Below are 17,676 nucleotides of genomic sequence, written 5' to 3'. Positions count from 1 at the left end.
AAACCCTGTGGGAGCGAGCCTGCTCGCGAAGGCGTCAGGTCAGCCAACATTGATGTATCAGATCCAGCGCTTTCGCGAGCAGGCTCGCTCCCACAGGGTTAGCGGTTGCTTTGGAGGATTGTGTTCCTATACATTTTCCGGCCGCTCCCTGCATGGTGAATCCGCTTCATGTCTCTTGCGCTCGAACGTCTAGTCGCTGGCACGCCGATCCCTTTCGCTGGTAACCGCGTCACCGTGGTCAGCCCCGAACTGGCCGCGCGCTTTCAGCCCGGTGATCACCTGCTGGTGGAGCAGGTCAGTGGCGAGTTGCTGTTGATTCCCGTGGCGGATCAGCAAGCGGCGTCCGTGGCGATCGAACGCGCGGCAGCGGCGTTCATCGCGTTGTCGGCGGTGTCCGATGAGGCGATCAGCCAGTTCTTCGACTTGTTCGCGCAACGTCTGGAGACCCCGCACTGCTGGGCGCACATCGAAACCGCCAACCTTGCCGACATCGAGCGGGCCAAGGCGCGCGGTCGCTCCACCACCCGTTTGCTCGCCGATGAGCGCATGCGCGGCGACATGATCGCTGGCCTGCGCGCCTGGCGTGATGCCGCCGCCACACGCGGTAAAGTCATCAGCAGCGTCGAGCACGACGGCTGGAAGGTCGAGCAAGTGGTTTCGCCGCTGGGCATCGTCGCGTTTGTCTTTGAAGGCCGGCCGAACGTGTTCGCCGACGCGGCCGGTGTCTTGCGCACCGGCAACACCGCCGTGTTGCGCATCGGCAGCGATGCGTTGGGCACCGCGCAAGCCATCGTCACTCACGCGTTGAACCCGGCGCTGGCCGATGCCGGTCTGCCCGCCGGTGCGGTGTCGCTCGTGGAAAGCGTCAATCATGCCGCCGGTTGGGCGATGTTCGCTGACCGACGTTTGTCGCTGGCCGTGGCGCGCGGTTCGGGTCGTGCGGTCAGTCAGTTGGGCAGCATTGCCCAGCAGGCCGGCACCGCCGTCAGCCTGCACGGCACGGGTGGCGCATGGTTGATCGCGGATCGTGCGGCCGATGCCAAACGCTTCGCCGCCGTGGTGCGCAACTCGCTGGACCGCAAAGTCTGCAACACCCTCAACGTGTGCCTGATCCAGCGTGATCGCGCGGCGGAATTGGTGCCGTTGTTTTTCGACGCGCTGCAACAGGCCGGTACTGCGCGTGGCCAGGGCTGCAAATTGCACATCGTCGAAGGCAGCGAAGGCTGCTTGCCGAGTGAGTGGCAGAACGCGACGGTCGAGGTCTACCGCGCCGAGGGCTATCAGACCGAGGCACTGGCAGAACCCTTGGCAGAGTCCGAGTTGGGCCGCGAGTGGGAATGGGAAGAAACCCCGGAAGTCAGCCTGATGATCGTCGATGATCTGGAACAGGCGATTGCGTTGTTCAACCGCTACAGCCCGCAATTTACCGTGTCGTTGATCAGTGAAGATGCGCAGGTTCAGGAACGCTTTTACAACGCGGTGAATGCGCCGTTCGTGGGTAATGGCATTACCCGTTGGGTCGATGGGCAGTATGCGTTGAACAAGCCGGAGCTGGGCCTTTCGAACTGGGAGAGTGGGCGCTTGTTTGCGCGCAGTGCGATTCTTTCGGGGGACGGCGTATTTACTGTTCGTAGCCGCATGACCCAGATCGATCTCACAGTAAAACGCTGATCTCGTGGTCTGTGATCGTTCCCATGCTCCTGCGTGGTAACGCAGCCCGTGACGCTCCGCGAGCGTCCCCGGAGGCATTTCCACGCAGAGCGTGGGAACGATCAATGCTCAGGCAGCGTGGGTGGTTTGTGCATGGATCGCGCAAGTCGCCGGTTGCTCGGCCAGCGGCACAAACGTGCGGCGGTCCGAGGCCAGAGCATCGATCGAACCGGTCTCGATGTCATACACCCAACCATGCATATTCAGCAGGCCTTTCTCCTGAGCCAGACGCACGCTCGGGTGGGTCTGGATATTCGCCAGTTGTGCGATCACGTTCTCGCGCACCATCGAACTCAATTTCGCCGCGTCATTGGCATGCGGCCGCGCTTCATTCACCACTTTTGCCGACTCGGCATGCTGCAGCCAGCCACTGACGGCGGGCAGGTGATCCATGCATTTGCACTGCGCAATCGCGGTCATCGCGCCGCAGTCAGAATGCCCGCAGATGACAATGTCGGTCACCCCGAGCACCGCCACCGCATACTCCACCGTCGCCGAAACCCCGCCCGGATGCGGGCTGTAGGACGGCACGATATTGCCCGCGTTGCGGATCACAAACAGTTCGCCGGGTTCTTGCTGGGTCAGCAGTTCCGGCACGACACGGCTGTCGGAACAGGTGATGAACAAGGTGCCGGGCTGTTGCGTGGTTGCCAGGTGTTTGAACAGTTCGGTGCGTTGCGGAAACGCTTCGTTCTGGAATTTCAGGAAGCCATCAATCAGGTTTTTCATGGTGTTGTCCTCTCAGTTCGAGCAACCGCTGCCGAATTCGCTGTATTGAAGAATGTGTTTGCCGCCGTGGCTGTCCAGATACGTCATCTCCACCGGCACCACGCCACACACATCGGCAACCGGGGTAATGCTCAGCACGTGGGCGATGTCCAGCTGCATGCCGTAGCGGTAGGCGACGGCCTCATCGGCGGCATATGCCTGAACGCAAAAGCCGCCGAGCAGGGCCAGAATCAACAGAATTTTTTGCATGGGGCAGCCTCCAGATGTGTTGGTGACGGGTAGCCATTTGAGGTGTGTTGGCCCGCACGCAGGGTGCGGGCCAGTGCGGATCAGAACGGACGCAGGGGCAGGAACTTGCCGTCGAGGGTGACCACGGCGCGGGAGCCGCCTTCCGGGTCTTCGACTTTCTTGATGTCGAGTTTGAAGTTGATCGCGCTGATGATGCCGTCGCCGAACTGCTCGTGAACCAGGGCTTTGAGGGTAGTGCCGTAGATCTGGATCATCTCGTGGAAGCGGTAGATGGTCGGGTCGGTCGGTACGCCGCTGAGGCTGCCACGCAGCGGGATGATCTGCATCGCCGCGACGTCTTCAGCGCTCAGCTCCAGCTTGTCACCGACCACTTGCGCGGCGTTCTCCGGCAGCGGGTGCTGGCCGAGCAGGGCGGCGGTGACGTAAGCCAGGCTGAGGCCGGTGTCGTCAGCCAGATCCTGCCACGACAGATCTTTGCGTGCCTTGGCATCGAGAATGCGGGTGGTCAGGGCCAGGCTGGTGTCGTTGTAGGCGTGGGACTGTTGCATGGTGTCACTCCTTTCAGGGGTTGGCTTGCTGTGTGGGATTGATCTTCTGCTGATTGATCCATAGCGTCCAAGACCGATATACAATGCTTTGCATAAGCCCTGCCTATAGATGGTGTTTCCCATGCTGCTGCGACATTTGCGTTATCTGCTGGCCGTTGCCGATCAAGGCGGCTTCACCCGTGCCGCCGAGGCATTGCATGTTTCACAGCCGACCCTGTCGCAGCAGATTCGCCAACTGGAGGAAACCCTTGGGGTGAGCTTGTTTGATCGCACTTCGCGTACGGTCAAACCGACGGATGCTGGCGAGGCTTACATCGAGTGCGCGCGGCGGGTGCTGGTGGAGTTGGAGGCGGGTAAACGCGCGTTGCATGACGTGAAGGATTTGTCTCGCGGGACGTTGCGTCTGGCGATGACGCCGACGTTCATGGCGTATCTGGTCGGGCCGTTGGTGCGCGATTTTGCGGCGCGGTATCCGGGGATTCATCTGCAGATTTTTGAGCTGTCGATGGACGACATCGAGGCGGGGCTGGCGGATGACTCGCTGGATATTGCGATTGCGTTTACGCCGGTGCGCAGTCCTGAGATCGAGTGCATTCCGGCGTTTACCGAAACGCTGGGGATCATGGTCGGGCGTGAGCATCCGCTGTATGACAGTGTGGCGGTGCTGACACCGGAGGATATCGCTTCGCTGGATTTCGCTTTGTTGGCGCCGGACTTCATTACGCGGTTATCGGTGGATGAGTATTTTCGCCAACACGGGATTACGCCGCAGGTGCGGATCGAGGTGAATTCGGTGAGCACCTTGCTGGAAGTGGTGCGTTGTTCGCCGATGGCGACGATGTTGCCGCAGGCGATTGCGACTGAGGATCGGGCGTTGCGCCGGTTGCGCGTGGAGAGTGAAGCGCCGCAGCGTGGGGCGGCGGTGTTGCGGCGGCGCAATAATTATCACAGTGCGGCGGCGGTGGCGTTTATGGAATTGGTGTTGGGCATGGGAAGCCCCTCACCCTAACCCTCTCCCAGTGGGAGAGGGGACTGACCGAGGGATGTTGGAGGAATACGCCGACCTGACAGTGCTCTGCTGAATCCAAAATCAACTCGGTGTGTCCGGTTGACGGATGACTTTATACAACTCGGTCGGCTCCCTCTCCCTCGGGAGAGGGCTGGGGTGAGGGGCTACAATTCCAGTCACGCCAAATCAATGCAAGCGAACAAAAAAAGGCCTGCTTCCGTTAAGGAAGCAGGCCTTTCAATTATTTAATGACTAACTCAGCAGAACCGATCAATCACCCGAACTTCATTCTTGTTCTGCATCGAATCCCACGCCTGTTTCAGCGTCTGCAGAACATTCCCGATGAAGTCCTTGTCGGCCGCGGCCTTCTTGCCAACATAACCGTGGCCGCGACGGTACATCTTCAAGCGGGCCAGCAGGTTCTGATGGTTGCGGTCGAACTCGTCTTCGTCAGCATGGGTCGCCAGGCAGTCGATATGTACCTGACCCGACTTGCTGATCCACAGAATATGGCTGTCGTGGCTGTCTTTCTGCGCAGCGAACATACGAGCCAGTTCTTCGATAGTTGGTTGATTGTTCAGATTCATGATTTTGCCCCTTGACCAGTCTGGTGATCTTTCAAAGTTGATTCGCTAATACAGGTAGCCCATCGGTTAGTTGATCCCTGGCACCGAAACCAGGACGTCAGCGCTCGCCCGTGTGAAGTACGGGGTCGTGCATCTGTTGCATGTAGTCGTGTTGAATAACTGCTACGCAATAGCGTCACAACGAGGAGAAGCAGCGAAAACCGGGAGGCTCCTTGACGACATTTACCGTGTCGACCACAAGCGTCTTGAGAATTTTCGCCAGCGCTTCTCGTCCTTGTACTGGACGTTCAGGCCAGGTCAGCTTCTTCAATCTGCCTTGTGGGCAGCGTGTATCCGGAAAAAACAACTCGGCGGTCAGACGAGTTTGCTCAAGCGTGTTACCGATGTTCCCGATCGGGGAACGTCTTCATCATGCAAAAGCAAAACGATGCCGTCAACGGTTTTGTAGTGATTATTTTTGCTCACTACATATTGTCGGACAAAGCTGTTTTGGAATGAGAAAGAATCCGTTCAGGCAACGGAAAAAGGCGTGCGCAGCCCGTAGAAGGTGCACGGATAACCGTCTACTTCGCGCTGCTGCAGGGTGAAGTGGCCGTCGCTCAGTAACGGAATCAGCCTGGCCCAGAAGCGCTGGGCCGGCAGGTTGGCGTCGATGTGGAAAATCTGCCATTGACCGGGGATCTGGCTCAAGAGGGCAGAGACGACAAACTGCGCGACGCCTTGGCCACGGAAGCGGCGCGCAATGAAAAAGTAGCCGATGTTGTGTTCGGCGCCGGGAATGTGGATTTCGTTATCGACGGTCACGAAACCGGCCAGTTCGCCGTCGACCTGAATCAAAAATGGTTGGGTAGCCGGGTGGCGCCAGTAGTCGATTTTCGGCTGGATGGAGAAGAAGCCGTGTTCGGCGAGCTTCAGCGGCAGCCATTCGCTGAAGTCGTGCATGTAGAACTGCATGAGGTTTTCGATGACTTCCAGCTCATCGCGCTGAGCGGGGTGCAGTTCGATATTGGCCATGCGCCGGGTTCCTGAAAGTGCTGAGCCTTGCAGAAACACTAGCGGGTTTTATTTGCCTGCTGCTTTCGGCGCGCGTTTGGTTGTACCTGTGGTTTTGCTGCGGGTCGATGATTTGCGTTTCTTCTTCCACGGGGCCGCGGCTTTGCCGGCCGGCGGCGGGCCGCTGATGGTCAGGCTGAGGCTGGAGCAGCGCGTCACCTGTTTGCTCATCCATGCCGCTTGTTTGGTGACGAATTCTTCCAGGCTCATTTCGCCGCTTTGCACCATGTCCAGCGCCTGCTCCCAGATCGCTGTGGTGCCGGGGTCGGCAATTGCGCGGGGCACCGCGTCGATCAGGCTGAACGCCGCCGGGGTAGCGGCGAGGGCCTTGCCGTTTTTCACCAGATAGCCACGGTCAAGCAAGCCCTGAATGATCGAGGCGCGGGTGGCTTCGGTGCCGATACCGGTGGTGTCCTTGAGTTTCTGTTTTAGCAGCGGATCCTCGACCAGTTTGGCGACGTTTTTCATCGCCTTGATCAGATCACCTTCGGTGTAGGGCTTGGGCGGTTGCGTCCATAGATCCTTGAGCTTCACAGAGGCGATGGCGCATTCGATACCCTGGCTCAGGGCCGGCAAGGTTTGCGGTGCAGGTGCCTCGCGGCCCTTGGCCGGCGCCAGAGCCTCGGGCAGCGCGCGTTTCCAGCCCGGTTCTATGATTTGCTTGCCGACCGCGCGCAACGCTTCACCGGCGCAATCAAAGTCGGCCTGGGTGCGATCGTATTCGTGATTTGGCAGGAACTGCGCCAGATAGCGCGCGCGGATCAGCGTGTACACCGAGCGGTGCTTGCCGCTCAGACGATCAAGGTTCTTCGCGGCGGCGGTAGGAATAATGCCGTGGTGAGCACTGACCTTGGCGTCATTCCAGGCTCGTGAGCGGCGCTGGGGGTCGAGATGGCCTTGCAGTGCGTCAAGGCTCGAGTCGGCCTGACGCAACGCCGCGAGAATCCCCGGCGCCTCACTGTGCTGGCTTAGCGGCAGGTAACCGCAATCACTGCGCGGGTAAGTGATGACCTTGTAGGTTTCGTAGAGCGCCTGGGCAATGTCGAGGGTTTCCTGCGCGCCGAGTCCGAGTTTCTTCGAGCAGACTTCTTGCAGGGTGCCGAGATCGAAGGGCAGCGGCGCCACTTCACGCATGCGCTCGGTTTTCAGCTTGATCACTCGAGCACTGGCAGCGCTGCTGATCGCCGCAGCTGCTTGCTGGGCCAGCGCCTGATTCAGGCAGCGCTCCTGGTCGTCACAGACATCCGACGGCGCCCGCCACTGTGCGGTAAACGGAATGCCGTTGTGCAGCAGATCGACATCGATCGCCCAGAATGGCACCGGCACGAAATCGGCGATGCTGCGGTCGCGATCGACCACCAGGCGCAAGGTCGGTGTCTGTACGCGGCCAACCGGCAACACCCCTTGATAACCCGATTGACGACCCAGCAGTGTGAACAGCCGACTCATGTTCATGCCGATCAGCCAGTCCGCCCGCGAGCGTCCCAGCGCCGAGTGATACAGGCTGAAGGTTTCGGCCCCCGGTTTCAGCGCGGCCAAGGCTTTGCGGATCGAGGCTTCGTCCAGCGCCGACAGCCACAAGCGGCGGATCGGCCCGCGATAACGGCAATGCTCGACCAGTTCCCTGGCGATCATCTCGCCCTCACGGTCGGCGTCGGTGGCGATGATCAGTTCGCTGGCCTCGCCGAGCAGGCGCTTGACCGCTTTGTACTGGCTGGCGGTGCGCGGCTTGACGGTCATTTTCCACTTGTCCGGAATGATCGGCAGATCGGCCAGCACCCAGCGCTTGTAGCGCGCGTCATAGGCATCCGGCGGCGCGGTTTCGAGCAAATGGCCAATGCACCAGGTCACCGTGACGTCCGTTCCCAGCCAGCAGCCGTCGCCCCGACGCTTGGCGCCGAGCACGGCCGCAATGTCTTTGGCCTGGGAGGGTTTTTCACAGAGGTACAGCCGCATAACCACCATCGTCGATCAAGGTCGGAACAGGTGCACAGAATGGCTGGACTTGGCCTCAGGGGCAACTTTTATCTGTATGGATATACAGATAAAAAGCGTTGCAGCAGGTGACGGGTAATACAGGGACGCGGCCCGGGCTATCGAGAAATTGATTAGCGCCCGGTTTGCGCCTGTGTCAGGTTTTTCGCCGATTCACACACGCGAGTGACAGGACGATCTCGCCAGAAGATCGCCGTGGTCTGTCGACACTGACTACTCAGAAACAAGGAAGTCCATCATGGCTCACGCCAAATCCAACACCAGCAGCGCCTTCGACGAAATCGATACCTTCAGCCACCTGTATGACCGTGGCAATGGTCTGGTCAACGGCAAGCCGTCGTTCACCGCTGACCAGGCAGCCGATGAAATCCTGCGCAAAAACCTGTCGTGGGGCGACAAGAACGCGGATGGCAAAATCGACCTCAGCTATACCTTCCTGACCGAGAAACCGGCGAACTACAACGTCAAACTGGGCAACTTCAGCGAATTCAGCGCCCAGCAAAAGGCCCAGGCCGTGCTGGCCATGCAATCCTGGGCCGACGTCGCCAACGTTACCTTCACTGAAGGCAAGGGCGGCGATGGCCACATGACCTTCGGTAACTACGATGTCAGCACCGGTGGCGCAGCGTTCGCTTACCTGCCGAGCGGCGGCAGCTATGACGGTCAGTCGTGGTACTTGATCAACGATCAATATCAAGTCAACAAAACCCCGGACACCAACAACTACGGGCGCCAGACCCTGACCCACGAGATTGGTCATACCTTGGGCCTGTCGCACCCGGGCGCCTACAACGCCGGCAACGGCAACCCGACCTACAACGACGCCAAGTACGCCGAAGACACCCGCGGCTACAGCCTGATGAGCTACTGGAGCGAAGCCAATACCGACCAGAACTTCAGCAAGGACGGCAGCGGTGCCTACGCCTCGGCACCGTTGCTGGACGATATTGTTGCCGTGCAAAAACTCTATGGCGCCAACTACGCGACCCGTGCCGATGACACCACCTACGGTTTCAACTCCAACGCCGAGCGCGATTTCTACAGCGCCACTTCGGCGTCCTCCAAAGTGGTTTTCTCGGTGTGGGATGGCGGCGGTAATGACACGCTGGACTTCTCCGGCTTCAGCCAGAACCAGAAGATCAACCTTAATGAAGGCTCGTTCTCCGATGTTGGCGGTCTGGTGGGCAACGTTTCCATTGCTTACGGTGTAACCGTGGAAAATGCCCTCGGCGGTTCAGGCAATGACCTGCTGATCGGCAACGCCGTTGCCAACGAACTGGTCGGCGGTGCCGGCAATGACATCATTTACGGTGCTGGCGGTGGCGATACTTTGTGGGGCGGTGCAGGTGCAGATACCTTCGTGTTCGGTGCCGCCAGCGATTCGACCATGACCGCGCCGGACTGGATCATGGATTTCACCAGCGGCCTGGACAAGATCGACTTGTCGGGGATCGCCGGTTTTGCCACGGGCGCGGCGTCGCTGAACTTTGTCAGCGGATTTACCGGGCATGCGGGAGACGCGATCCTGACTTACTACGCGCAGACCAATCAGACCAGCCTGATGGTTGACCTGACGGGGCAGGGTTCGGTGGACTTTGCCGTGGGTGTGGTGGGGCAAGCGGTGGCGACTGATATTGTTGCGTGATGCCTGAAAAGCGGCCCTCACCCTAACCCTCTCCCAGAGGTAGAGGGGACCGATTGGGGGATATTGGCGAAATTCACCGACTTGAACGATTGGCTTTGAATCCATAATCGACTCGATTTTTCAGGTCGATGGATTTCGCCAGACAACTCGGTCAGTTCCCTCTCCCTCCGGGAGAGGGCTAGGGTGAGGGGCTTTTGATGTTGAAGGGCCGTTCGGCTGCAAACCCAACCCAACCCGCACCAATGGGCTATACCTGAACCGGTCTCTTCGCCGTATCCAGGAGAACCCCCCATGAAAACCTCCGGCCCCAGTCCCGTCATTGCCCTCGAACAACTTCCCGGCTGCCTGATAGTGAAATTCCACGGCATCCAGGTTGCCGCTTCTTCCCACGTCATGATTCTCAACGAAGCCAACTACCCGCCGGTCTATTACGTCCCCCGCGAAGACATCGACGAAAAGTATTTCGCCCGCACCGACCACACCAGTTATTGCCCGTACAAGGGCGATGCCAATTACTTCAGCCTGCAAGTGCCGGGGCATGAAGGGGCGAACGCGGTGTGGACTTACGAAAATCCGAAAGTGTCAGTAGCGCCGATCCGCGACTACGTGGCGTTTTATCCGGATCAGGTGAAGTTCGAAGTGATCAAGGCTGATGCCTGAGCAAAAAAAACGGCGAGGGTAAAAGCCCTCGCCGATATTGTCTGGTTGAGTTTCAGTTCTTGTCGAGATCGATATTCTTCGTCTCACGCAAACAGATCATCCCCACCACCAGGCTCACCCCGGTAATCAGCACCGGATACCAAAGCCCGTAGAAAATGTCCCCGGTGTACACCACCAGCGCAAACGACACCGTCGGCAGAAACCCGCCAAACCAGCCGTTGCCGATGTGGTATGGCAGCGACATCGAGGTGTAGCGAATGCGTGTCGGGAACAGTTCGACCATCAGCGCCGCGAGCGGGCCGTAGCACATGGCCGAGATGATGATCAGCGCCACGATCAGGGCAACGATCATTGGCTTGTTGATCTGCTGCAAATCGGCCTGTTGCGGGTAGCCGGCCAGGGTGATCGCGCCGCGCAGTGCGGCCTCGTCGAAGCCATCGAGTTTGACGTCGCCGACGCTCACTTGCACGGCGCTGCCAGCCGGGGCGGCGGCGCTGGAGTAGGGCAGGCCTTGCTTGACCAGGAAGGTTTTGACCTTGTCGCACGGGCTGTCGAATTTGGCTTTGCCCACCGGGTCGAACTGGAAGGTGCAGGTCGCCGGATCCGCCAGCACGGTGATCGGCGCCTGACGGCTGGCCTGATCGATCGCCGGGTTGGCGTAATGCGCGAGGGATTTGAAGATCGGGAAGTACAGCGCCGTGGCCAGCAGCAAGCCGAGCATCAACACCGGTTTACGCCCGACCTTGTCCGACAGCCAGCCGAAGAAGATAAAGAATGGCGCGCCGATGACCACGCTGATGATTAGCAAAGTGTTGGCCACCGCCGGGTCCATTTTCAGGAACTGGGTGAGGAAGAACAGCACATAGAACTGCGCCGCGTAAAAAGTCACCGCTTGCCCGGCGTTGATGCTGAACAGGGCGATCAGCACGACTTTGAGGTTTTCCCATTTGCCGAAGGATTCGCGGATCGGCGCTTTCGAGGTTTTACCTTCCTCTTTCATTTTCAGGTACGCCGGCGACTCGTGCAGGCTCAGGCGGATCCAGGTGGAAATGCCCAGCAGCACGATCGACAGCAGAAACGGAATACGCCAGCCCCACACTTCAAACTGATCGCCGGTGAAATAGCGGCAACCGAGCACCACCAGCAGCGACAGCAACAGACCGAGGGTGGCGGTGGACTGAATCCAGCTGGTGTGGAAGCCGCGTTTGCCGATTGGCGCATGCTCGGCCACATAGGTAGCTGCGCCGCCGTATTCACCGCCGAGCGCCAGGCCCTGCAGCATGCGCAGCACCACCAGAATGATCGGCGCGGCGATGCCGATGCTGGCGTAGGTCGGCAGCAGTCCGACGCAGAACGTCGCCACACCCATCAGAATGATCGTCGCGAGAAAGGTGTATTTGCGCCCGATCATGTCGCCCAACCGACCGAACACCAGAGCCCCGAACGGCCGCACGATAAAGCCTGCGGCGAAGGCCATCAGCGCAAAGATGAACGCGGTGGTGTCGTTGACCCCGGCGAAAAACTGCTTGCTGATCACCGCCGCGAGGGCGCCGTAGAGGAAGAAGTCATACCACTCGAACACCGTCCCCAGTGATGAAGCGAAGATGACTTTGCGTGTATCCGGGCTGGTCTCCGCGCTGCGCACGGCGTCCAGCGGCTGAACGTGTTCTGACATATCGGTATCCCTCACAGTGATTGTTTTTGTTGTTCCACTGGTGTTGCGTGTCCGGGTGATGCGCGATGTTTTGAATCTGTTGATGATTCCTGTGGGAGCGAGCCTGCTCGCGAAGGCGTCGTGTCAGTCAACGTTTATGTTGAATGTGCTACCGCATTCGCGAGCAGGCTCGCTCCCACATTTGGACTGTGTACAGGTCCAGCCAGGATCAGCTGTGCCGCCTTCTCGGCAATCATCAGCGTAGGCGAACAGGTGTTGCCCGAGGTAATGCGCGGCATGATCGACGCATCGGCAATGCGCAAACCGGGCACGCCGTGGACGCGCAGGTGCGCATCGACCACCGCATCGCCGTCATTGCCCATGCGGCAAGTCCCGACCGGATGGAAAATCGTCGTGCCGATCTTCGCTGCTGCTTGCTGCAACTCTGCTTCACTTTGCAGGCTGGCGCCGGGCAGATATTCCACCGGTTTGAAGCCTTGCAGGGCAGGCGCGCTGACGATGCGGCGGGTCAGGCGAATCGCATCTGCCGCGACGCGCAAATCCTCTGGATGACTGAGGTAGTTGGGTTGAATCAACGGCGCTTCCTGTGGATCCGCCGACCGAATGTCGATGCGTCCACGACTCTGCGGACGCAGATCGCAAACTGAGGCGGTGAAGGCAGGGAAGCTGTGCAACGGTTCGCCAAAACGCTCCAGGGACAATGGCTGCACGTGGTACTCAAGATTCGCCGAGGTCTGCTCCGGCCCCGAGCGCGCAAATGCGCCCAACTGACTCGGCGCCATCGACAACGGACCGCTGCGGTCATAAAGGTAACGCAGGCCCATGCCCATCTTGCCCCACACGCTTCCAGCGATCTGGTTCAACGTGCGCGCGTTTTCCAGTTTGTAGATCAGGCGCAATTGCAGGTGATCCTGCAGATTGCCGCCAACGCCGGGCAGCTCATGAATCACGCCGATGCCCAAGCGTTCGAGTAGCGGCCGAGGACCAATCCCGGAACGCTGCAAAATGCTTGGTGATCCGACCGCGCCGGCGCACAGGACGATCTCCTTGCGCGCCTTGAACTGTTTGGTCTGACCTTCATGACGCGCGCTGACTTTCGAGGCGCGACCGTTCTCCAGCAACACGCGATCCACCTCAACCCCGGTCAGCACCGTCAGGTTCGTCCGATCACGTACAGGCTTGAGAAAAGCCTTCGCCGCGTTCCAGCGCACCCCGGATTTCTGGTTGACCTGGAAGTAGCCGCAACCCTCGTTGTCGCCCTGATTGAAGTCATCGATGCTGGCGATGCCGCTCTGCTCGGCGGCACTGCGAAACGCATCCAGAATCGGCCACGACAGTCGTTGTTGTTCAACCCGCCACTCACCATTGGCGCCGTGAAATTCAGCCGCGCCGGCAAAATGGTTTTCGCTCTGTTTGAACAGCGGCAGCACATCATTCCAGGCCCAACCCGGATTGCCCTCGGCCGCCCAGCCATCGTAATCATTGGCCTGGCCACGCATGTAGATCATGCCGTTGATGGACGAACAGCCACCGAGCACTTTGCCGCGCGGATAGCTCAGGGCGCGGCCGTTGAGGCCCGTTTGTTCTTCGGTCTTGAAGCACCAGTCGGTGCGCGGGTTACCGATGCAGAACAGGTAACCGACAGGAATGTGAATCCACGCATAGTTGTCGCGCCCGCCGGCTTCGAGCAACAGCACGCGATGCTGCCGGTCCGCCGACAGCCGATTGGCCAGCAAGCACCCGGCAGGGCCGGCGCCGACCACGATGTAGTCGTATTCATCGAGGGAAGTCTGCATTCCCTGACCTCGCTTTTTGTTTTTATTGTCGGACACTCTAGTTGTTAGCTTTCGTTAAAAGAATGTTAGTTTTTGCGCAGCCGCTGTGCGTTTTCAAACAGCCTGCATAGACCATAGCCGACAAGGACACGCCATGTTCGACTGGAACGACCTGCGGTTTTTTCTCGAGCTGCAACGCAGCGGCCGCCTGCTCACCGCCGCCCGCCGCCTCAACACCACCCACGCCACCGTCGCCCGCCACATCGAAGCCATCGAAAAAAGCCTCGGCACCGCGCTCTTCGTCCAGCACGCGCAAGGCTACGAAATGACCCCGGCGGGGGAGGCGCTGCTTAAACATGCTGAGGCGATGGAAAACGTTGCGTTGCTGGCGCAGGAAGAGATCACCCAATCCACCGCGCCACTGGGCAAGATTCGTGTTGGCGTCACCGAAGGGCTGGGCATCAAGTTTCTCGCCAGCCGCATGATCGGCTTGTTCGAACGCTATCCGGGATTGGAAGTGGAACTGGTCGCCGTACCGCGCTTTGTCAGCATTCTCAACCGCGAGGCGGAAATCAGCATTCATCTCGAGCGCCCGGCGGCGGACATGCTGGTGACGCGCAAACTCACGGACTATCGACTCGCGTTGTACGCCAGCCAACGCTATCTCGATAAGGCGCCGCCGCTGCACAGCCGCGAAGACCTTGGGCGGCATGCGTGGATCGGTTACGTCGATGATTTGCTGTTCAGCCAGGAATTGATGTTTCTCAACAGCTTCTGCCGCAGTCCGCGCGTTGTATTTCATAGCACTAGCGTCATCGCCCAACAGGAAGCGGCGCGGTCGGGATTGGGCATTGCAGTGTTGCCTTGCTACATGGCCGAGTCGGATCCCGATCTGGTGCCGTTGCTGCCGGATGAAGGCATCGAGCGCAGTTACTGGATCAGCACGCGGCGCGAGTTGCACAAGTCGGTGCGGCTGCGGGTGGTCTGGGATTATGTGGTGGGGTTGTGTGAGGCGGAGCAGGGGCTTTTACTCGGTTAAACCAGCCGCATCCAAATCCCCCTGTGGGAGCGAGCCTGCTCGCGAAAGCGGTGTATCTGATACGCAAATCTCGCCTGACCCAACGCCTTCGCGAGCAGGCTCGCTCCCACAGGGGGTATGCGCATATCACCCGAGATGTGCGTCATCTCCGGGTTGATTTACATATGGATATCCGTATATTCGAATTTCCGTATGTATTGAGTCCGCTCCATGATCACCCCCACCGAAGTCTTCAAGAGCCTCGCCGACGAAACCCGCGTCCGCGCCATGCTGCTCATCGCCGATCAAGGTGAACTCTGCGTCTGCGAGCTGATGTGCGCACTCGACGACAGCCAACCGAAAATCAGCCGCCACCTCGCGCAACTGCGCAGCAATGGTTTGCTGCTCGATCGCCGTCAGGGCCAGTGGGTCTATTACCGGCTCAATCCAGAGCTGCCGGCGTGGGTGCGCGAAATCCTGCAAGTGACGTCCAAAGCCAATGCCGATTGGCTCAAAGACAATGCCGCCCGCCTGCAGAACATGGACGGTCGTCCGGTTCGCGAAGCCGCCTGCTGCTGAGGGAGCAAGAAAACCATGCGAATTCTGTTTATGTGCACGGCCAACAGCTGCCGCAGCATCCTTTCTGAAGCCATGTTCAATCATCTGGCGCGCCCCGGATTCGAGGCCGTGAGTTCCGGAAGTTTCCCCAAGGGCCAAGTGTTGCCGCGCAGCCTGTCGACGCTGCAGCAGGCTGGCATTGCCATCGATGGCTTATCCAGCAAAGGCAATGACGCGTTCGAAGACAATCCGCCAGATATTGTCATCACCGTCTGCGACAAGGCCGCCGGTGAGAGTTGCCCGGTGTACTTCGGCCCGGCGCTCAAAGCCCATTGGGGCCTGGCAGATCCCTCGGATGTGATCGGCGACGATGCCGCCGTGGACGCGGCATTTGTTGCCACGCTGGCGATCATCGAGCGGCGCTGCGCGACCTTCCTCGGCCTGCCATTTAAAGCGCTCAGCCGCGCTGATCTCCAGCGTGAGCTGGATCGTATCGGCTCTCTCTGAGCTGGAGGACACATGTCAGAACACCTGCCCCATCTTGATCATTCGCTGTTCGAAGGAGCGTCCCCTTTGGGCGAGCACAAACCGCGCATCCTGCTGCTCTACGGCTCGACCCGCGAACGCTCCTTCAGCCGTTTGCTGGTAGAGGAGGCTGCGCGCCTGCTTGAACACTTCGGCGCCGAAACACGGATCTTCAACCCGTCCGGTCTGCCACTGCCCGACGACGTTCCGGTCGACCATCCCAAAGTGCAGGAACTGCGTGATCTGGTGCTGTGGTCGGAAGGCCAGGTCTGGTGCTCACCCGAACGTCACGGCGCGATGTCGGCCGTGTTCAAGGCGCAGATCGACTGGATCCCGCTGGAACTCGGCGCCGTGCGCCCGACTCAGGGCAAAACCCTGGCGGTTATGCAGGTCTGCGGCGGTTCGCAGTCGTTCAACGTGGTCAACCAGTTGCGCGTGTTGGGCCGCTGGATGCGCATGTTCACCATCCCCAACCAATCCTCGGTGCCGAAGGCCTACATGGAGTTCGACGACACTGGGCGTATGAAAGCGTCGCCGTTCTACGATCGTGTGGTTGATGTGATGGAAGAACTGGTGAAGTTCACCGTGCTGCTGCGCGATCAACAGGCGCATCTGGTCGACCGCTACTCCGAGCGCAAGGAAAGCGCCGAGCAACTGATGGCGCGGGTCAACCAGCGTTCGATCTGAGGCCGTCCCTCGGCGAGGGACGGCTGCGTTCACGGGCGGCAACGGCGGGCGCAATCCTGCATTGATTGATCGTTATCAACCTTGTGTCGGTCAGTTCGGCGCAGCCTTGGAAAGGTGCTGAACTCACTGCAAACACCTGCACAGGAGTCTTGACCATGGCCATGATGAAAGCGGCGATATTCGTCGAAAAGAATCGCATCGTGCTGGATGACAAACCGATCCCCGCGGTTGGCCCGCTGGACGCGCTGGTGCGTATCACCACCACGACGATCTGCGGCACCGACGTGCATATCCTGCGTGGCGAGTATCCGGTGGCCAAAGGCTTGACCGTCGGTCACGAACCGGTGGGCGTGATCGAGAAGCTCGGCTCACAAGTCCGCGGATTTTTCGAAGGCCAACGGGTGATCGCCAGCGCGATTACCCCCAGCGGCCAAAGCTACGCCTGTCTGTGCGGCTGCGGCTCCCAGGACGGGCCGGACACCCGCCACGGCTTTCGCGCCACCGGCGGCTGGAAATTCGGCAACATCATCGATGGCTGCCAGGCGGAGTACGTCTTGGTGCCCGATGCCTTGGCCAACCTGTGTCCGATCCCCGACGGGCTGAGTGACGAACAAGTGCTGATGTGCCCGGACATCATGTCCACCGGGTTCTCCGGCGCCGAACGTGGTGAAGTCAGTATCGGCGACAGCGTTGCGGTATTCGCGCTGGGGCCGATCGGACTGTGCGCGGTGGCCGGGGCGCGGCTCAAGGGCGCGAGCGTGATCATTGGCGTCGACGCGGTGGCCGAGCGCATGAGCGTCGCGCGGCAGTTGGGCGCGACCCATGTAGTCAATTTCAAGGACGGCGACGTGGTCGAGCAAATCATGGCGTTGACCGACGGGCGCGGCGTGGATGTGTCCATCGAAGCCTTGGGTACCCAAGGCACGTTCGAGTCTGCGTTGCGGGTGTTACGCCCGGGCGGACGCCTGTCGAGTCTGGGTGTCTACGCGTTGGACCTGCGCATTCCCTACGATGCCTTCGCGGCAGGGCTGGGCGATTACAGCATCGTCAGCACCCTGTGCCCCGGCGGCAAGGAACGCATGCGCCGGTTGATGGCGGTGGTGCAAAGCGGTGGTGTCGATCTGTCGCCGCTGGTGACCCACCACTTCAAACTGGACGATATCGAAGCCGCCTATGAACTGTTCGCGCATCAGCGCGATGGGGTGATGAAGGTAGCAATCACGCCGTGATCGGTAACGCGCCCCGCACCGTTG

The 17,676-nt window shown here is 60.0% G+C and carries 17 protein-coding genes; 9 read left to right on the top strand and 8 right to left on the bottom strand.

Annotated features, from left to right (window positions below; all coding sequences use genetic code 11):
• Positions 1 to 168: 168 nt before the first annotated feature.
• Positions 169 to 1,671, top strand: coding sequence for an aldehyde dehydrogenase family protein (locus ACOYXJ_RS27155; protein WP_460372610.1), 1,503 nt, complete (start codon positions 169 to 171; stop codon positions 1,669 to 1,671).
• Between the two features lie 108 nt (positions 1,672 to 1,779).
• Here ACOYXJ_RS27155 and ACOYXJ_RS27150 read toward each other — a convergent pair whose 3' ends face one another.
• From ACOYXJ_RS27150 to cynS, 3 genes are all read right to left on the bottom strand, one after another.
• Positions 1,780 to 2,439, bottom strand: coding sequence for a carbonic anhydrase (locus ACOYXJ_RS27150; RefSeq protein WP_460372608.1), 660 nt, complete (start codon positions 2,437 to 2,439; stop codon positions 1,780 to 1,782).
• 12 nt (positions 2,440 to 2,451) lie between these two features.
• Positions 2,452 to 2,688: a DUF2790 domain-containing protein gene (locus ACOYXJ_RS27145; protein ID WP_150794683.1), complete on the bottom strand. Its 237-nt coding sequence runs from the start codon at positions 2,686 to 2,688 to the stop codon at positions 2,452 to 2,454.
• A gap of 80 nt (positions 2,689 to 2,768) precedes the next feature.
• Positions 2,769 to 3,236, bottom strand: coding sequence for a cyanase (gene cynS, locus ACOYXJ_RS27140; protein WP_093437115.1), 468 nt, complete (start codon positions 3,234 to 3,236; stop codon positions 2,769 to 2,771).
• A gap of 121 nt (positions 3,237 to 3,357) precedes the next feature.
• On the opposite strand from cynS, the gene cynR reads away from it, so the two are divergent.
• Positions 3,358 to 4,245, top strand: coding sequence for a transcriptional regulator CynR (gene cynR, locus ACOYXJ_RS27135; RefSeq protein ID WP_460372606.1), 888 nt, complete (start codon positions 3,358 to 3,360; stop codon positions 4,243 to 4,245).
• 257 nt (positions 4,246 to 4,502) lie between these two features.
• Here the strand turns inward: cynR and ACOYXJ_RS27130 are convergent, their stop codons facing one another.
• From ACOYXJ_RS27130 to ACOYXJ_RS27120, 3 genes are all read right to left on the bottom strand, one after another.
• On the bottom strand, positions 4,503 to 4,832 hold the full coding sequence (locus tag ACOYXJ_RS27130; protein WP_093437124.1) for a hypothetical protein: 330 nt from the start codon (positions 4,830 to 4,832) through the stop codon (positions 4,503 to 4,505).
• 510 nt (positions 4,833 to 5,342) lie between these two features.
• Positions 5,343 to 5,846 (bottom strand): GNAT family N-acetyltransferase, encoded by a 504-nt coding sequence (locus ACOYXJ_RS27125; protein WP_460372604.1) that lies wholly within the window; start codon positions 5,844 to 5,846, stop codon positions 5,343 to 5,345.
• 48 nt (positions 5,847 to 5,894) lie between these two features.
• Positions 5,895 to 7,841 (bottom strand): DNA topoisomerase III, encoded by a 1,947-nt coding sequence (locus ACOYXJ_RS27120; protein WP_460372602.1) that lies wholly within the window; start codon positions 7,839 to 7,841, stop codon positions 5,895 to 5,897.
• Between the two features lie 277 nt (positions 7,842 to 8,118).
• Here ACOYXJ_RS27120 and ACOYXJ_RS27115 point away from each other — a divergent pair, with 277 nt between their 5' ends.
• Positions 8,119 to 9,525, top strand: coding sequence for a serralysin family metalloprotease (locus ACOYXJ_RS27115; protein WP_460372600.1), 1,407 nt, complete (start codon positions 8,119 to 8,121; stop codon positions 9,523 to 9,525).
• A gap of 291 nt (positions 9,526 to 9,816) precedes the next feature.
• A complete protein-coding gene (locus tag ACOYXJ_RS27110) occupies positions 9,817 to 10,185 on the top strand; it encodes a DUF427 domain-containing protein (RefSeq protein ID WP_034152454.1) in 369 nt (122 codons plus the stop codon).
• A 52-nt stretch (positions 10,186 to 10,237) separates the two neighbouring features.
• Here the strand turns inward: ACOYXJ_RS27110 and ACOYXJ_RS27105 are convergent, their stop codons facing one another.
• Both ACOYXJ_RS27105 and ACOYXJ_RS27100 read right to left on the bottom strand, forming a co-directional pair.
• Positions 10,238 to 11,860, bottom strand: coding sequence for an MFS transporter (locus ACOYXJ_RS27105; protein WP_095047447.1), 1,623 nt, complete (start codon positions 11,858 to 11,860; stop codon positions 10,238 to 10,240).
• Between the two features lie 134 nt (positions 11,861 to 11,994).
• The gene (locus ACOYXJ_RS27100; RefSeq protein WP_460372597.1) at positions 11,995 to 13,656 is read right to left on the bottom strand and encodes a GMC family oxidoreductase; all 1,662 of its coding nucleotides are present in this window, start codon (positions 13,654 to 13,656) and stop codon (positions 11,995 to 11,997) included.
• Between the two features lie 133 nt (positions 13,657 to 13,789).
• Here ACOYXJ_RS27100 and ACOYXJ_RS27095 point away from each other — a divergent pair, with 133 nt between their 5' ends.
• From ACOYXJ_RS27095 to ACOYXJ_RS27075, 5 genes are all read left to right on the top strand, one after another.
• Positions 13,790 to 14,674, top strand: a complete 885-nt coding sequence (locus tag ACOYXJ_RS27095; RefSeq protein WP_460372595.1) for a LysR family transcriptional regulator — start codon at positions 13,790 to 13,792, stop codon at positions 14,672 to 14,674.
• A 210-nt stretch (positions 14,675 to 14,884) separates the two neighbouring features.
• The gene (locus tag ACOYXJ_RS27090) at positions 14,885 to 15,232 is read left to right on the top strand and encodes a metalloregulator ArsR/SmtB family transcription factor (RefSeq protein WP_460372593.1); all 348 of its coding nucleotides are present in this window, start codon (positions 14,885 to 14,887) and stop codon (positions 15,230 to 15,232) included.
• A gap of 15 nt (positions 15,233 to 15,247) precedes the next feature.
• Complete coding sequence (locus ACOYXJ_RS27085; protein ID WP_460372591.1) at positions 15,248 to 15,718, top strand: arsenate reductase ArsC; 471 nt, start codon at positions 15,248 to 15,250, stop codon at positions 15,716 to 15,718.
• A gap of 12 nt (positions 15,719 to 15,730) precedes the next feature.
• Positions 15,731 to 16,423, top strand: coding sequence for an arsenical resistance protein ArsH (arsH, locus tag ACOYXJ_RS27080; protein ID WP_460372589.1), 693 nt, complete (start codon positions 15,731 to 15,733; stop codon positions 16,421 to 16,423).
• 155 nt (positions 16,424 to 16,578) lie between these two features.
• Positions 16,579 to 17,652 carry an NAD(P)-dependent alcohol dehydrogenase gene (locus ACOYXJ_RS27075; protein WP_460372587.1) on the top strand — a complete coding sequence of 358 codons (1,074 nt, stop codon included), beginning with the start codon at positions 16,579 to 16,581 and terminating at the stop codon, positions 17,650 to 17,652.
• The last annotated feature ends 24 nt before the right edge of the window (positions 17,653 to 17,676 follow it).

This window comes from Pseudomonas sp. Tul2A7 (genome assembly GCF_054790505.1).
Note: the sequence above shows the minus strand (reverse complement) of the source record. Positions and strands in the feature narration are given on the sequence as shown.